The 14,925-nt window shown below is 40.9% G+C and carries 14 protein-coding genes; 6 read left to right on the top strand and 8 right to left on the bottom strand.

Features of this window, described 5'->3' with window-relative positions:
- Positions 1-55: 55 nt before the first annotated feature.
- Positions 56-1,222: an MFS transporter gene (locus P7J49_RS05970; RefSeq protein ID WP_408569957.1), complete on the bottom strand. Its 1,167-nt coding sequence runs from the start codon at positions 1,220-1,222 to the stop codon at positions 56-58.
- A gap of 197 nt (positions 1,223-1,419) precedes the next feature.
- Here P7J49_RS05970 and P7J49_RS05965 point away from each other — a divergent pair, with 197 nt between their 5' ends.
- Positions 1,420-2,568: a cobalamin-independent methionine synthase II family protein gene (locus P7J49_RS05965; RefSeq protein WP_408569955.1), complete on the top strand. Its 1,149-nt coding sequence runs from the start codon at positions 1,420-1,422 to the stop codon at positions 2,566-2,568.
- An 87-nt stretch (positions 2,569-2,655) separates the two neighbouring features.
- Here P7J49_RS05965 and P7J49_RS05960 read toward each other — a convergent pair whose 3' ends face one another.
- The 7 genes from P7J49_RS05960 to P7J49_RS05930 all read right to left on the bottom strand — a co-directional run bounded on the left by P7J49_RS05960 (position 2,656) and on the right by P7J49_RS05930 (position 8,475).
- The gene (locus P7J49_RS05960) at positions 2,656-4,353 is read right to left on the bottom strand and encodes a recombinase family protein (protein ID WP_408569953.1); all 1,698 of its coding nucleotides are present in this window, start codon (positions 4,351-4,353) and stop codon (positions 2,656-2,658) included.
- 60 nt (positions 4,354-4,413) lie between these two features.
- Positions 4,414-4,581, bottom strand: coding sequence for a hypothetical protein (locus P7J49_RS05955; protein WP_162841085.1), 168 nt, complete (start codon positions 4,579-4,581; stop codon positions 4,414-4,416).
- On the bottom strand, positions 4,565-5,362 hold the full coding sequence (locus P7J49_RS05950; RefSeq protein WP_408569951.1) for a replication-relaxation family protein: 798 nt from the start codon (positions 5,360-5,362) through the stop codon (positions 4,565-4,567). The genes P7J49_RS05955 and P7J49_RS05950 overlap by 17 nt, the downstream gene beginning before the upstream one ends.
- 83 nt (positions 5,363-5,445) lie before the next feature.
- Complete coding sequence (locus tag P7J49_RS05945) at positions 5,446-7,653, bottom strand: type IV secretory system conjugative DNA transfer family protein (protein WP_408569949.1); 2,208 nt, start codon at positions 7,651-7,653, stop codon at positions 5,446-5,448.
- A 2-nt stretch (positions 7,654-7,655) separates the two neighbouring features.
- On the bottom strand, positions 7,656-7,826 hold the full coding sequence (locus P7J49_RS05940; protein WP_408569947.1) for a hypothetical protein: 171 nt from the start codon (positions 7,824-7,826) through the stop codon (positions 7,656-7,658).
- Positions 7,827-7,983: 157 nt separating this feature from the next.
- Positions 7,984-8,196, bottom strand: coding sequence for a hypothetical protein (locus tag P7J49_RS05935; RefSeq protein WP_408569945.1), 213 nt, complete (start codon positions 8,194-8,196; stop codon positions 7,984-7,986).
- A gap of 9 nt (positions 8,197-8,205) precedes the next feature.
- A complete protein-coding gene (locus P7J49_RS05930) occupies positions 8,206-8,475 on the bottom strand; it encodes a hypothetical protein (protein WP_024413593.1) in 270 nt (89 codons plus the stop codon).
- Between the two features lie 115 nt (positions 8,476-8,590).
- On the opposite strand from P7J49_RS05930, the gene P7J49_RS05925 reads away from it, so the two are divergent.
- From P7J49_RS05925 to P7J49_RS05905, 5 genes are all read left to right on the top strand, one after another.
- Entirely contained in the window at positions 8,591-9,691 is a 1,101-nt protein-coding gene (locus tag P7J49_RS05925) for a hypothetical protein (RefSeq protein WP_408569943.1), read from the top strand.
- Between the two features lie 86 nt (positions 9,692-9,777).
- A complete protein-coding gene (locus P7J49_RS05920; protein ID WP_408569942.1) occupies positions 9,778-10,392 on the top strand; it encodes a recombinase family protein in 615 nt (204 codons plus the stop codon).
- A gap of 416 nt (positions 10,393-10,808) precedes the next feature.
- Positions 10,809-11,747: an LPXTG cell wall anchor domain-containing protein gene (locus P7J49_RS05915; RefSeq protein WP_408569940.1), complete on the top strand. Its 939-nt coding sequence runs from the start codon at positions 10,809-10,811 to the stop codon at positions 11,745-11,747.
- Positions 11,748-11,866: 119 nt separating this feature from the next.
- Positions 11,867-12,328, top strand: coding sequence for a hypothetical protein (locus P7J49_RS05910; protein ID WP_408569938.1), 462 nt, complete (start codon positions 11,867-11,869; stop codon positions 12,326-12,328).
- A complete protein-coding gene (locus P7J49_RS05905; RefSeq protein WP_408569936.1) occupies positions 12,321-14,924 on the top strand; it encodes a hypothetical protein in 2,604 nt (867 codons plus the stop codon). The genes P7J49_RS05910 and P7J49_RS05905 overlap by 8 nt, the downstream gene beginning before the upstream one ends.
- Position 14,925: the final 1 nt, after the last annotated feature.

The raw sequence follows: 14,925 nt of genomic DNA, 5'->3' as shown, positions 1-14,925 counted from the left end.
TTAGAAGCTCTGCCATTTTCACAGAAAAATGTCAGTCTCCTTAAGGGATTATACTTTATAAGATAATATCTTCTTTTTCGATCAGAACAATAGTCCACATCATGGCAAGTGTGACGATAGCCAGAGCAAGAATCAATGGCATCCAGTTTCCGAAGATTGGATAGCTATAACCGAGAAGGCCTGGTCCAAATGCAGCAATGAGATAGCCACCGGTCTGCACCATGCCTGATAACTGAGCAGTTGCTTGGCTGTTGCTAGTTTTCAAGGTAAAGCCCAACATCATATAGGGGAAAAGGGCAGCGTTTGAAAAGCTAAGAATAATATGGAGGATACTCCAAAGTATAAAATTACTTGGTAAGAATATCATCAAAGCAAGACCTAGAAGAGTTGCGGATGATGTTCCTAGCATAATGTTCCGACGCATTTCCTTAGTCTGACGTGATAAAATTGCTGGTATAATCATGGACATTGGAATGGCAGTCAAGTTAAAGATTCCTGCCATCAAACCAGCTTCAGCCTTGGTAAAACCTACCGACTGGGAAATGGTTGGCAGCCAGGTAATCTCTGTATAGTAGAGAACTGATTGTAGCCCACCAAATATCAAAAAGGCAATCGCTGCTTTATTTTTCCAGATAGATGATTTCTGTTTTCCTTGGTTCTCACTTGCAAATCGATGGTTATTTTTTACATTAGGCAACCAGATTAGGAAAGCTATAAACACCAATCCTGTAATTAATAGAATAAAAAATTCCCAAGAACTAGAGGATACAATTGGAACAGCAATCATGGATGCAACTGTTGCCGCAACCCCCATGAGAGTGATATAAATCGTCGTATACAGACCAATTTTCTTTGGAAAATTAGCCGCAACCAAACTTGGTAGCAAAACATTAATAAACGCTATTGTAGCACCAACAAGCATAGTACCAATGTAAAGGGCTGGTAAGTTGAGAACTCGCATCCCTGAACCAAGCACCATGACCAGTAAGACTAGGGCCATTAGTTTTTCCATGCCAAACTTAGCCGCAAGACGCGGTGCTAAGGATGAACAGAGAGCAAACATGATGAGCGGAATAGAGGTTAAAATTCCTAATGAACTCACTTCTACTCCCAGTCCTGCTGCCACATCTGTCAAAATAGCAGGTAAAGCTGTAAAGGGGGCACGCATCACGACCCCTAGCATGACGATTCCTGCAATTATAAAGGGTGATTGTTTTTTCATTTTTCTCCTAAGTCTCCTAATGTTCGGATTTCAGCACTTTCGATTATACCATAGTTGACAAATGATAGAAAGTTATTTCCGTCTTTTTTTCTAGTTATAGTTTTTAACTATGGATTTGCCATGAAAATAACTATTTTTCAAATGATAGCTTATGAGTTAGAATAGGTTCATCACTAAAACGAAAGAGAGACACACATATGACAACTTCAAGATTCCAATTAGTCGGTTCACTTCTTCGACCAGCAAACTTAGGAGAATTTAAACGTAAAATTGAGCATCGTGACAATATCCAATACCCATTCTACGACGCCTTTGATGGCTATCAAGAAACTGAAGCTGCAACTATCGAAGCGATTGTAGCTGAACAAAAAGCAAATGGTATTGATATTGTAACAGACGGTGAGTTTTCAAAATCAATGTGGCATCTTGACTTTGTCTGGGGCTTCGATGGTATCGAGCGTTACATTGCTGAGCATGGTTATCCTTTTAAAGACCATGATGGACAAATTTTTGAAACACGTAAGGATATTGGATTACGTATCACAGGTCCTCTTTCAGCAAAAAATCACCATTTCATTGACATTTATAAAAAAGTTAAAGAACTAGCTGGTGAAACTGTAACCAAACAAACTATTTTTGGGCCAGCCCATGCCTTTAATGAATTGACAATTTTCAATGGACAAGTTGGACCAGATCACATCTACAGGACTCGTGATGAATTGAAAGACGGGCTCATCGCTGCCTATAAGGAATTTTTAGACCAGTACAAGGAAGCTGGTGGACAAATCGTTCAATTTGATGACTGCCTTTGGGAATTATTCGACCCTGCTAACCCTGTACCTTTCTTGCCACAAGACGATTCTGAAGCATTGGCTGCTTTGGCTGACGAGTTTGTTGCTATCAATAATGCTGTTATTGATTACGGACATGAAATTGGCTTGACCGTCTGGACGCACAACTGCCGTGGTAACTATGAAAGCCGCTCAGCAGCTGGCGGAACTTACGAAGCTATTGCTGAAAAATTCCTGCGTGACCAAAAATACGATCGATTCTTCCTTGAGTGGGATGATGAACGTGCAGGTGATTTAAAAGCTTTGGAAAGCTTGCGTGATAAGAATGTCGAAGTCGTTCTTGGTCTACTTTCAAGTAAAACTTCTGATTTGGATGATGAAGAACGTGTTTATAAATTACTCGAGGAAGCAAGCAAGATTATTCCAAAAGAGCGTCTCTACTTGTCACATCAATGTGGATTCGCTTCATGTGATTCAGGTAATGAATTGGCCATCCCGCAACAGTGGGCAAAAATTAAACAAGGCCAAGAAATTGCAGAGAAGTTTTGGTCTTAAGCCACTTCTTGTTATTCGTGCATAAAAGCCCCGCCATTAGCTAGGCTGACAAAAAGCAGTTTAGTTATTATGGGCAATATTAGCGAGTCAGTCCACCTGACTCGCTTTTTCGTTGTTTAGTTTTCCGATAAAGTTGTAGTGAATATCAAACTGAATAATCCGATTGCGCTTCGTGCCTGTTGGCTTGTGAATCACAATCTTGTCAATCAGTTCGTTCACTATTTCTACAGTTAATTCTGGCAGTTCTGTATATTTGGAAATTCTCGCCATAAACTTGGAGATATTTTGTGTTTCTTCTTGTTGTTGGGCGAGTTTTTCTGTCAAGTCTAAGATTGAAGTTTGAAGCTGTTTCTGTTCAGTTTCATAGCTCTGACTTAACTTTACAAAACGTTCATCAGAAATTTTTCCAAGCAGATTATCTTCATAGAGCTTTTGAATAATCGCGTCAATCTCTTTCGAACGAAATTCATCTTTTTGGAGTTGTTGGCGCTGGCGTTGGCTGTCTTTCGAAAATTTAACTTGACTTTGCCACTCTAGCTTTTCCAAGAACTTGTTTTTGTCTAGCTGAATTTCTTGAATGGTTTGCCGAAGTTTTGCGCCCACAATCTCAATCAGGGCAGATTTTTGAATGTAATGCGGATTTTCGCAACCGTCAATTGGCTTGCGGTAGCCAGAACACTTGTAGTGGTCGTGATTCAGTCCTGTTTTGCTCTGGAATGGACAAAAATAGTGCTTTCGTCCACAAGTTCCACAAAAGACCAATCCCGCAAACAAATTTTCATGACCAACACGGTTTTTGTAGCGTTGATTTGACCGCTTGTGACTGCGCATTTTCTGAACAATATCGAAAGTTTCTTGGTCTATGATTGCCTCGTGGGTATCTTTAAAAATCAACCAATCTTCTTTGGGTTTATCAATTGAACGTTTGTCCTTGTAAGACTTGGTTTGTGTTCGAAGATTGACCGTATGACCTAGATATTCTTCACGTTTTAAAAGCCTTGTAATAGTTTCACGACTCCAATAATATGGAGAATATCTTTTATCTTGAACACCAGCCAAGGGCTTTCGTCCTGATTTAATACGATAACAATCTGGTTTTTCGACTTTGTCTGCTTCAAGCATTTTACCGATTTCGTTGGCAGATTTACCGTTTTTAGCTTCTTGAAAAATTCGCTTCACAACCTCACTAGCTACGGGGTCAACTATCCAGTTTTTAGGGTTTTCGGGGTCTTTTAGATAGCCATAAGGCGGATTCGCTGTCACTCGTTCGCCCGCCTTGGCTTTGGCCTGAATAACCGCCCGAATCTTCTTGCTGGTATCCGCCGCATACATTTCATCCATGAGGCTCTTGATAGGCAAGAAAATCGAATTGGTTTCGTTGGGTTTGTTCGAATCAACGCCATCATTTAGGGCGATAAATCGAACATCAAAACTTGGAAAAGTAATTTCTGTTAGTTGCCCAACCTTGATATAAGACCGCCCCAAACGGCTTAAATCTTTTACGATAAAGTTCGAAACTTGTCCATTTTCTACCAGTCTGAGAGCTTCTGAAATAGCTGGGCGGTCAAAGTTCGTTCCGCTATATCCGTCATCGACAAACAAAATCGGATTTTCTAATCGTTCACGCTGAACGGCTTCAGATAAAATCTTCTTCTGATTGATGATTGAGTTGCTATCTCCGTTCAATCCGTCATCTTGGCTTAACCGACAATAAACGACCGTAATATTCGAAAGTCTAGAAGTGTCTACTTGGTTATAATATGGAATTGTCAAAGTTCTGTTCATGTGTTTTCTCCTTTTTGGAGTTCACACACCTATACTACTATTATACCATTTTTACTACTGTTAAAATAGCGGTTTATCGCTTAAAATCAACCTTTCTAGCACTTTTTCGAGCGGTCTTTTTCCAGTAAAAGAATGGTAAATGTAGTAAGTCGTTCGACCAATTCGACGGTGTTCTGCTAAGGTGTGCGAGGCTTGGTTTGAATCTCGGTCTTTATTCTTCTGATTCATTTTCCAAGCCTCCTTTGATATAACTTTGGTATTCATCTAGCGTTATCACGGTAAACAATTCCCAAAAGTTATAGAGTTCATTTTGAATCGCTTTCGAAATTGCCAGCTTTCGCTTGTCATCTGGAACTATCCAAAGCACAAATGGGAAAACTCCATGCTGGCGTTGTTCGACGCCTGAGCGATAGTATTCGATATATTTTTTACAGGTGTTCACTATGCGGGCTAGACTTTCGGTGCTTCGGTCTAGTTCAATAAAATAGTGGTCTTCGAATTCTCGGCTGACCAGCTCCAGATAAGCATCAGGTTTCAAAGTCATACCTAAGCCAGAAAGTTTTTGGTAGCTCCGCCAAGAGTTCGGCTCGAAAGAAAAGGCTTCAAGTGATAGCTTTTGGGAGTCTCGGACGGTCTCCATGGTTTCAATGAATATTTCCGTGACCGACAAGGTGTGTTCGACATGGTGTTGGCTGGGTTCGTAGTGGTTTTTATAACGCAAGACAATCGTTTCGTCTTGACTTTTTAACAGTTTCAAACCTTGAAAGGTAATTTGCCAAACATAGGAAGCTGAGCCTTTGCGAACACCACCAATTCGGCGTTTGAGGTGTGAAACCAGACCAGTCTTTAGCAGTCTTTGCGTTGTAAAGTTGGCTCGGCGAATAGCGGTTTCTGGTTTGTCGCTGTCCGAATAGAAGAGTCTGGCAAGCTGGCTTGTAGTGGCATATCTAGCTTGATTGAGAAAGTATAAAATTTGAATATCTTGAGTGGTTAATTGATTCCATTTCATCTGTTTTGTTCTCCTTAAAGGTTGGCTGGTAAAATGTGCTTCGTTACGCAGTAAGTCGTGTGACAATTGGGGGACAGAAAGGCTTATTTTACGGGGCTGGAAGAATCTTCTTCATCAACACGATTGGAAGACCGATTAGAACGCTTTTTTCGTCCTAAATCGTCCAGAGATTCAGTTGTTTGTGGTTTTTCTTGGTAAGTAAAAGCCTGAAATTCTCGCTCTAAATCGTCCACATTTTGTCCGTATTTGATAAGACTATTTAGGTAAGGCGTGCGACTATCTCGAATCCCAGGTGTTGGTGGATAGGTTTTGCCAATTACCCAGCGATAGGTATTGGGCGAGGTTTCAATTCTTGAATATACCCAAAACGGTGGCAGGCTATAAAAATCTTCTTTGGCAACTTCTAATGTGGATTTTGCCATTTCCTTGGCTTCGTTCAAATTCAAGCCAAAGACAATTTTATTGGCAGTATTTGATTCAATTCCTGCTTTAAGGTTTGAAGACATCTGTGCCAAGTGCTGAAAACCTATCGCCCAGCCAACATTAAACTGGCGAGATTGTGAAAGTGCTTCGTCCAGATTAGCGTTAGGGATTCCAAGAAAGCTCGGTGTTTCATCGACATAAATGAAAGCAGACTGGCGTTTGCTTGACTCAACCGAAGACTGTCGCAAAATAAGCATCCACAAGATTGAAGTGACAAGGCTTCCGATAAGTTTGGCGGATTCTGAACCAATCACCGACTTGTTAAGTGGCACTAGCACAATTTTTCTGCCCTGGAAGAGTTCTGCCAAACTGAATTTTGGTTTAGCTTGTCCAAGCATAGCCCTGAGTTGCGGGCGAAGTAAAAACTGGCGAAACTTATTCAAAATTGGGTTTAACATCTGGTGGCGTTGGGCTTTGCTTAACATCTCAAACCAAGACCAAAAACTTTCTAAGCCGATTGGGTCTGTGAGATTTTTCAGCAGTTTATTTCTGAAGTGTTTATTGGTTAAAAGGCTAGGCAACATCACTAAAGAACTGTTTGGAATCCGTGCCAAAGTCAAGAAAGTGTGCGACAGAATATCTAAAGAGTAGATTCCGAAATGTTCTGGATATAAGCCTTTGAATAGCTCTAACAGATAATCTGCGATAACTTCAGGTTCAATTCCATAATTTGTCAGCTCAAAGGGGTTAATGCCAACAATTCGCTTGGCAGTTGGTGAAACAACCACTATGTCTTCGTCATGTTCGGCTGGAGTTCGTTCAAGCAGTTCATGTGTTAGTTGCCCCTTGGCGTCAATTACGACCACACTATGCTTCTTGGATTTTATGTCAGATAGAATCAAATGACTCATGGCTGTAGTTTTACCTGTTCCTGTGCTTCCAAGTAGAAACAAATGTTTCTTGGCGGATTGGCTGGAAATTTGAAGTGGTCTCGGCTGAGTTTCGATAGTCTGCCCAAAACTTCTTGCCTTGTTGTGATTCAAATTGTAGCCAAGCGGTGGGGTGATGAGTTTCGGGTGAACATTCGGCACACCGTCCATGTTTTCTTCACCAACAGGCAAAAGCAGAAAACAAGCGAGGTCAGTAGTAGCTAAGCTATACGGGAAAGACCAAGACGGTTGGGCTTGATTGATTTTTGAAGCCGAGATTGGTTTTAGTTCGATAGTGGCGTGAGTTTCCAGCATCCGAAAGCAACTGAGCAGGCTTGAAAAGAACTCTTTCGTCCGCAAAATACTGCGTGAATTTGCCCCAAGCCTAATTTCACATCTGAAAGTTGATTGATTTAACTTCTGACGCATGAGCTTTTTGGAGTTTTCTGAGAGTTCAGGAATATTATTTGTGATAACCTGATACCAGCGAGCAGACAAATTTGGTAATTCTTTAGGTTGTGGTTTTGGTGGAGAGCCAGAGCCAAGAATTAGCTGAAGAACAATTTCCTCATCTGGCTGGAGTGTTTTTGACAGTGCCAAACTAGAGCGAATCATGTTTTCTAGCGAGTCTGTTTTTAGGGCATAATGTGACTGCTTAATCTGAACTAATCGGGTAACTGATATTTTTTCACGCTTAGGAGCTTTAGAAAATTGAATCTGTCGGTGTGATTGTATCAATTGATGAATGTGCCGTTTATCTTGTTCTTCTGTTCCTAAAAGATACTGCACACGGTTTCTCTTCAAGCGAACTTCAAAAACAAGACTCTTCCGCCGAGTCAGACCGACCAGCTGACCAAGTAGGCTTTTGACATCTTCTTCTGAAAACGGACGCTGCCAAGCCCATTCGCTCCACGACAAAGCGTTAAAGTGTCGCTTCATATTTACCTCCAATCTTTCTTAATTTTGATAATCTGAAAGGCAAACCAACCAGCAAAGATGAACACCACTCCCAAAAACAACACTTGCCAAACTTCCAAGACCAATTTAACCGCTTGATTGACAAGCCAAGCACAGGCAAAGAATCCGAGAATGTAAGCGAGTAGTTTCTTCATGGCTGGTTTCCTTTCTGATTTCAGTTATACAGGAAGATTGCCAAAATTTGAAATTTGGCTTTGTCCTGCTTTTGGAGCGATTGGAATAGATTTTGGACGGATTAACAGTAGTATATTTCACCATATTTTGTCCTTTTGTCTAGTCCAAGTGGTGATTCTATCGCTTTTGGTGGCGTAAGATTTCGGCGACAGCTTCTAGGTAAATTCCGTTAATTGCTTGTTTCTTTTCAAGATATTCTGCCAGTGCGATTTCTTCTTCTGTATAGCTTGGCTGGTTTTCTTTGTCTAATGCTTCAAAGTATGCCCCTAGAGCAGAGATAAAGAGTAAGGCAACGCCACTTATTATCAGAATCCAAGAATAAATGTTCATAACTCCTCCTTATTTCAAATATTGCGTGGTGTAGTGAGTGAAAGCTCTCAGAATATAATCTGTATAAGCGTGAGCTTCTGGATTGTTTTTCAGGATTTCAGCTTGAATCAAGGCTAAATTCCCCACTTTGTAGAGAATGTCTGTCGCCAGAAGCTCCCTTGCTTGGTTGTCTGCCATGTTTTGACTGAGCTTTCTTGCGACCTCCATTTGATATGGACTGGCGATGGTTTGAAGTGCTTGGACTTCTTTATTGCGACGAATAGAAGGTGTGAGTGACATAAGCGTTCTCCTTTGATATAATTTTGGTAAGTTAGCTAACTTATGGTTAAAGTATAATTGATTATTAAATCTCATTCATCAGTCAAAAAATCTCAAAAATCTCAAGGAGGAGCAGATGACAAGGTTTAGATTAGGTTGGTTTTGTTATATTCTTCAAAAATGTGAAAAGAAAAAACGAAATCAAGAAGATTTTGTCAATACAGTATTAAATAAATTAGTAGGCGAAGGCAATCCCAAAACCTCTTTTATCCCAGAAATAAACAGAGTTTCTAGTAATCGGATTTTTACAGGCGAAGAGGAAGTGCCTGAATATTATCGTGAAGTCTTGCCCCTAACCGACTTAGACTTTCAGAGTCAGCGAATATCTAAAGTGCTGTCTAATCTAAATAAAGAAGAAACCTTTCATTTCAGACAGGTTGCTTCGAAGATAAAAAATGCTCTTTCCGAACATGCGAAAGAAGCAAAGCAGGTTTTTGGCGAAGAGAAATTAAAAAAGCTTCATTCTGCTAAAGAAGACGAAGAATATATCGCCATTATGCTTATCTATCTGGTTAATCTTCCTAATATTTCAATTGTAGACGATGAAGCCAAGCGAAATGCACACATTATCCAACAAACGATTCTTCGGTTTTTAGATAACGAGATTGTCTTATCTTTATTTCCACACCGAAAACATTTCGAAAATCTGTTCGATTTCCCTGAAATAAACAAAGCATTCTATCTGGAATTTTACTCTCCGAACCAACTTTCTCAAGCTAAGACCCAACAAAATTTCGGAATCCCAACCTTGCGTTTTTTGCTTAGAGAAAGGGTTGATAAAATCCCGCTTGTCCAAAATGGTTTGATTCTGCAAAATGATGTTATTAACGAACGGATACAGCAGTTTATTTTAGACAACTTTAAAGATGCGGATTCGATTGTATTACTTGCAGGCTTTTATGATTCCTTTGATATTTTTTGTCGGTCACTCCAGCAATATTTTCCTAAAGAAATGAGTGGCACATTATTCGAAATGAATAAACTGGTTCTATCTGTAAGAACTCGTTATGACCATACTGCCGATTCTATGAAAAAAATGATAGAAACTACAAATAAGGTTACGGATTTTCTAAAGCGACAACGATATACCTCTAAAGAGAATACCGAGTTGGTTGTAGGAGGTATGGAAGAATTACAGAGCAAAGAGCTGGTATTTTTCTGCTTGGTAAAGCTATAAATTAGGATATTTTAAGAGTACACGGTTGTTCTAAGTTTCTTCTTTTTCTAACTAGTTAGCCCTGCTACAATAGAAATGGAGGAAACATGAAACCTGACACCATCAATCAATTAACCATCGGCTACGCCCGAGTCTCGTCCTGTGACAACCGCCAAGAGCTGGGACTGGAAGTTCAAGTTGAGGCTCTTAGCCACTGCGATAGGCTCTTTATTGAGAGAGATTCAGGCGGAAATGATGAGCGAACGAAACTCAAAAAAGCTCTCAAACTCGCCAAAAAGTCTGCCCGAGATGGCATAGAAACCAAGCTCGTCATCTACAAACTCGACCGCCTAACCCGCAAAATGTTCAAACTCCTTGCCATCATCGAAGAGCTCCAAGCCCACGACATCGAGCTTATCTCGCTCCGTGAAAACATCGAAACCAAGTCGCTCACGGGCAAGCTTCTCTGTCTACTCCTTGGTTACGTGGCAGAGATGGAGCTGGAAAATATTCGCAGTCGCACCAAGGACGGTCTGAGAAAAGCCAAGGAAAAGGGCGTCAAACTGGGTAATCAAGGACTTTCGAAAGAGAAAGAGGACGAGATTATCGAACTTTACCGCCAAAAATACAAGCCTTTCGAAATCGCCCAAACCTGCGGTGTTTGTCGGGCGACAGTCTATCGAGTCTTAAACAGGCGGAAAATTAAGTTCCACCGCACATAAATCCTTGACGAAAACGGCAGAATATATTAGAATATAGGTAATTTGTAACCTGAACGGTCGTTTGGGAGAAAGCTAAATTTTAAGTGAACACTTCTGGAAAAATGTTGGTTTTAAGGGATTCTTAGAACAAGCATTTTTCCTTTTTTAGTTGTCTCTTTAACGACCGTCTGAGCGACAAAAGCAATTTTTGTAGCAGGCATTTTTTCGAAAAGGAGGCTTTTCCTAAAATACCCATTGACAAACACATAAAAACATGGTAAACTGATAGGCAGTTGATAGATGAGCTTCTGTCAGGCACATTACCAGTTGAAGATGATTCTTCTTTTGTGATGAACCTGACGGAAGTTTTTTGTTTTTTACTTTTTCTCTATATCTAAAAAGAAAGGACGGCTTTTCGAAAGCCGTGGTAAATTAAAATGAACAAAAAATTCCTTAAATTTGGTGTAGCTCTTGCCTCTGTGGCAGTGCTTGGCGGCGTTCCATCTGCTTTGATTGCGACGCAGAATGGAAGCATTGTCTATGCGGAGGAAGTTACTCCGCCGACCGTTAATGGTTCAGTCCAAGATGTTCCGTCTGTACAATCCAAAACCTTTATAGTTTATATGTTTATACGCAGAGGACCTTATAATTTTGGAGCTGGTAGCGAGGAGATTGTCCTGAAGCCAGGAGAAAGCTACACTTTTAAACTTCCTGACGGATTTGAATTAGTTGATGCGACCCAGAAACTCACTTATACCTATGATGAAGTAGAAGAAGGTCGTATTTATGACGTAATTACACGTCATAAAGTAACTACTCCGCCAAGTGATAACGGTAGTCAGACCCCACCGACCGATAATGGGGAGCAAATGCCTCCATCCAACAGCGATAAGCCAGATGACGGAAACGGCAGTCAAACTCCGCCAAGTGATAACGGTAGTCAAAATCCTCCATCAAATGGTGAAAAACCAAAAGATGATGTTCCGAAAGGCCAACCAACTCCACCAACTGAACAGCCGAAGGATACCCCTCCTTCGAACGGAGATAATCCAAAAGATGGTAACGGCAAGAATGGTCAAACACCACCGTCTAACAACCAAACTCCGCCATCAAGCGGAAACGGTTCGAAAGGTGGAAATGGCGGTGCTCAAGTTGGTGGCAACACTTCGAAATCAGTCGAAAAACCAACTGGAAACGCAACCGTAGCTCCAGCGAAAACTTCGGCTACTAGCGCAACTCAAACAAGTAACGCTACTACCGAAGCAAAAGTGCTTCCGCACACGGGCGACAGTACCTCTGTTTGGACAACTTTGCTTGGCTTCATCACTCTTCTTGGTGTGACTTTCTCTTTGAAATTCAACACCAAGAAGCGATAATTCCTAAATCATCTATCAACTAAGTCTAACCTCACATTTCGTGGGGTTTTTCTTATTTCTGCCCTTGAATTTTGATTGCGTTTGTGGTTAAATGGAGACATAAATAATTAAGGAGGGTTATGGAAAATCAGGTTTTGGGTGGAAACACGCCCGCTAAAACAACATCAAAAAAGCCATTTTTTGCGGTTTTGGTGGCAATTTTATTGCTGGCAAGTCTTGGTGCAAACGTTTATCTTTTGCTGACTCGACCAAAAGAATCTAAGATTGGCACAATTTGTGGTGATGAAATTATCAAAGAATATAACGATTTTTACGAAACAACTGAAAATTACGACGAAGACAAAAAGCAGATTATTTCCAAAGTTCAAGGTTTGGCAAACTATAAAGAAGACGCCAACTGCGTAATGCTTGAGGCTATTTTGGTTCGAGACAAAAAAGCGAGCTATGAAACTATTTTAAAATTGGTCGAAAATGGTGAAAATCCAAGTTTAAAGATTCGAGAGATTCAAGATTTAAATTCCCTAGAAAATAGTGTTAAAACCATTATTTTAGATGATGTCAAGGACGAACAAGATGTCTAAGAAACTATTCGGAATTTTTCTTGCTTTCGGAGTCTTTTTTGTTTTCTTTGGTGGTAGTAGCGCTTTTGCAACACATGCCCCTCAAGAGATTGTGAATGAGCTCACTCAGAAATGTAACGGTGGAGAATATTACGAAAGAGATTATTTCGGTAGACAAAGAAAAGAATCATTTGATAACTATGGCTATAATAATGTCATTACTACTAGCTGGATTTCCTCAGATTCTAGTGGATTAGACATCATCAATTCATTAGGTAAAAAGGTTGAGTATACGTTGCCGTCTAATCAGCGATATATCTACTTAAATTTCGCAAGTCGACTGTGTCGCGTACATCATGCTAATCATACTATTACGCGCGCAAAAATCCTTAATGATGGTGGCGAAAGAGGTTTAAAAGTCAACAAGCCTTATGCGATATCAGACAGGAATAATGGGTACTATTTCGCATATAGTCAATCTGGTCTATATAACGTCAAGAGAGTAGGAACTATTCGAATTGAAATTACAAACGAACGAATCGAAAGCCTGAGGTCGGCGCCTGCCGCAAGCAAAAGCAAGCCTAACTCGAGATGGTTGAGGTTTAGGGTTGGACATGGAGTATTGGATTATCACGCAACTTCTGTTCCTCCTGGTAAAGCTCCTGGAGGTTATGACCGTGATTATTACTACGATACTGAATTTTCTTTGTTGGTAAACATAGGAGAAAAACCTAATCCTAAGCCTCAACCAACTCCTACTCCACCCCCCTCTAGTAGTCACAGTGCTCAAACCTATGTAAAATCAACCAGCCTTAGGGGGTGGCATAGTGGGCGAGAAAATCTTGGAAAATACGGAGATAGCGTGAGCTTTAATCACATTGTCACGACAAACTTCCAAAATTCAGTCCCAAGTGGCGGTGTTGACACTTCTACTAAAAACCACAGCTGGAGTAATGAAAATGGAGAGGTTTCGCCAAGAGGTGGTAGCTTTTCTGGAAGTGATATTAATAGAAACTCTGGGACAATTGTGGCTAAAGACCAATATTTAGGCAAATATGTGTGCGACAGAACCCACTATAAATACTCCTTCTCCCCATCATACAAGTCCTATGATATCATTGGCTACCACGATAAACGGGATAAAAATGGGAAGTACTTAGGAAGTGATTACTCAAGACCTATCCGTTCTTGGGTTCACCATGGAGGTTTGGCAAGAGTACAAAACGGCACAGGTATCTCTCCGCAAGAAGCTTGTGTCTATATCCCGTATGAATATGAAATCACACCTTGTGTTTCTACGGGAAGCCAATATTGTGGTGGTGATGATATCCCAAGTGAACGAGGTACACGCATTCCTACAACTCAAAAAATAACCAATAACGGAACACCTACACCAGAAGATTCCAAAGTGGCTATCACAACTTGGGAAGTTCCACAAAATGAAGAAAGCCACCTGACACAGGGAGGTTCTGCTGGATATATCAGTAGTTCTAATCCTTGTACGCACTATAGATATACCTTTAAGTATCCGCCAACCACTTTAAGAAATTGCCATGAAGATATTCGAACAGGACGCATTTCGGATGGAGAAACTTCTGTCGGGTCGCACGTTATCAATATTCCAGATGATGCGCCTGTTGGAACTCGGTTTTGCGTTGCCTTGTCTGTAACACCTTACAAAAAGACAAAGCCATCTTCGTCTGGTAGCTTGAAATCCCAACAAGACAATCAAAAAGAATGGCGACATTCTGCTCCGATTTGTGTCCTAGTGGTCAAAAAGCCCAAGATGAATATTTGGAGTAATGGTATCTATTCGAAAAGTGGTATTCGAACCAGTCGAACGACCAAGGTTAGTGGAGCTCAGTTTGGTTCATGGGCAGAGTTCGAAGCCTTGGCTGGTAAGAAAATCACTGGCTTCACGACTGAGTCTTCGCATATCACACACAACTTGACCTTTAAAAATGCCGTCCCAAGTGGTGCATCAAAAACTGCTAAAACTACCGACCTTGGAAGCTATGGCGCTTGGGGAGAAGATACTAACATTTCTTATATAGTCACTGCCCTTGGGTCGCGTTTCTCAAAAAATGTTCCAGAGCGAAATATAACAGTTGAAGGAAGCCAAACCAAGCCACTCGCAAAAAAAGTCATCACAGGTCTAACAAATCAACTAGCTTCGACCCGTGTGATTTATGCCAAGGATGTGGAAATTACAGGCAATATCGTCTCGCAATCGCCAAGTGGTAGGCTAGATTTGGGACGCATTCCGCAAACGATTATCGTCGCTAGTGGGGATATCAAAATTGGAAGCGATGTAACCCAAATCGATGCCTGGCTGATTTCTGAAAAGACCGTTACGACCTGCGCCAAGCCCGTATCATCTGGTCTTTCGGTCAATACCAGCTTTGTGTCTGACGCTACTTGTGGTAAGCCTCTCAGGGTGAATGGTCCAGTTGTTGCCAACAAGCTAAACTCTTGGCGCACGGCAGGTACAGATGGCGAACCAGCCGAGGTCTACAACCAGCGCCCAGATATCTACATGTGGGCATTCGGACAAGCTAGTTGGGTTCAGGGACGCATTACAACAACTTATACAAAAGAACTTCCAGTGAGGTATTAAG

This window comes from Streptococcus suis, assembly GCF_046032515.1.
In the GTDB taxonomy this organism is placed as follows: Bacteria; Bacillota; Bacilli; order Lactobacillales; family Streptococcaceae; genus Streptococcus; species Streptococcus suis_AL.
The sequence above is the reverse complement of the archived record's forward strand: the minus strand, read 5'-3'. Positions and strand labels throughout refer to the sequence as shown.

Bases quoted from the DNA above. Each gene is read 5' to 3' on its own strand.
- P7J49_RS05940 (WP_408569947.1), bottom strand. From the start codon at position 7,826: ATGAAGAAACTACTCGCTTACATTCTCGGATTCTTTGCCTGTGCTTGG.
- P7J49_RS05930 (WP_024413593.1), bottom strand. From the start codon at position 8,475: ATGTCACTCACACCTTCTATTCGTCGCAATAAAGAAGTCCAAGCACTT.
- P7J49_RS05945 (WP_408569949.1), bottom strand. From the start codon at position 7,653: ATGAAGCGACACTTTAACGCTTTGTCGTGGAGCGAATGGGCTTGGCAG.
- P7J49_RS05920 (WP_408569942.1), top strand. From the start codon at position 9,778: ATGAAACCTGACACCATCAATCAATTAACCATCGGCTACGCCCGAGTC.
- P7J49_RS05960 (WP_408569953.1), bottom strand. From the start codon at position 4,353: ATGAACAGAACTTTGACAATTCCATATTATAACCAAGTAGACACTTCT.
- P7J49_RS05915 (WP_408569940.1), top strand. From the start codon at position 10,809: ATGAACAAAAAATTCCTTAAATTTGGTGTAGCTCTTGCCTCTGTGGCA.
- P7J49_RS05950 (WP_408569951.1), bottom strand. From the start codon at position 5,362: ATGAAATGGAATCAATTAACCACTCAAGATATTCAAATTTTATACTTT.
- P7J49_RS05955 (WP_162841085.1), bottom strand. From the start codon at position 4,581: ATGAATCAGAAGAATAAAGACCGAGATTCAAACCAAGCCTCGCACACC.
- P7J49_RS05935 (WP_408569945.1), bottom strand. From the start codon at position 8,196: ATGAACATTTATTCTTGGATTCTGATAATAAGTGGCGTTGCCTTACTC.
- P7J49_RS05910 (WP_408569938.1), top strand. From the start codon at position 11,867: ATGGAAAATCAGGTTTTGGGTGGAAACACGCCCGCTAAAACAACATCA.
- P7J49_RS05925 (WP_408569943.1), top strand. From the start codon at position 8,591: ATGACAAGGTTTAGATTAGGTTGGTTTTGTTATATTCTTCAAAAATGT.
- P7J49_RS05905 (WP_408569936.1), top strand. From the start codon at position 12,321: ATGTCTAAGAAACTATTCGGAATTTTTCTTGCTTTCGGAGTCTTTTTT.
- P7J49_RS05970 (WP_408569957.1), bottom strand. From the start codon at position 1,222: ATGAAAAAACAATCACCCTTTATAATTGCAGGAATCGTCATGCTAGGG.
- P7J49_RS05965 (WP_408569955.1), top strand. From the start codon at position 1,420: ATGACAACTTCAAGATTCCAATTAGTCGGTTCACTTCTTCGACCAGCA.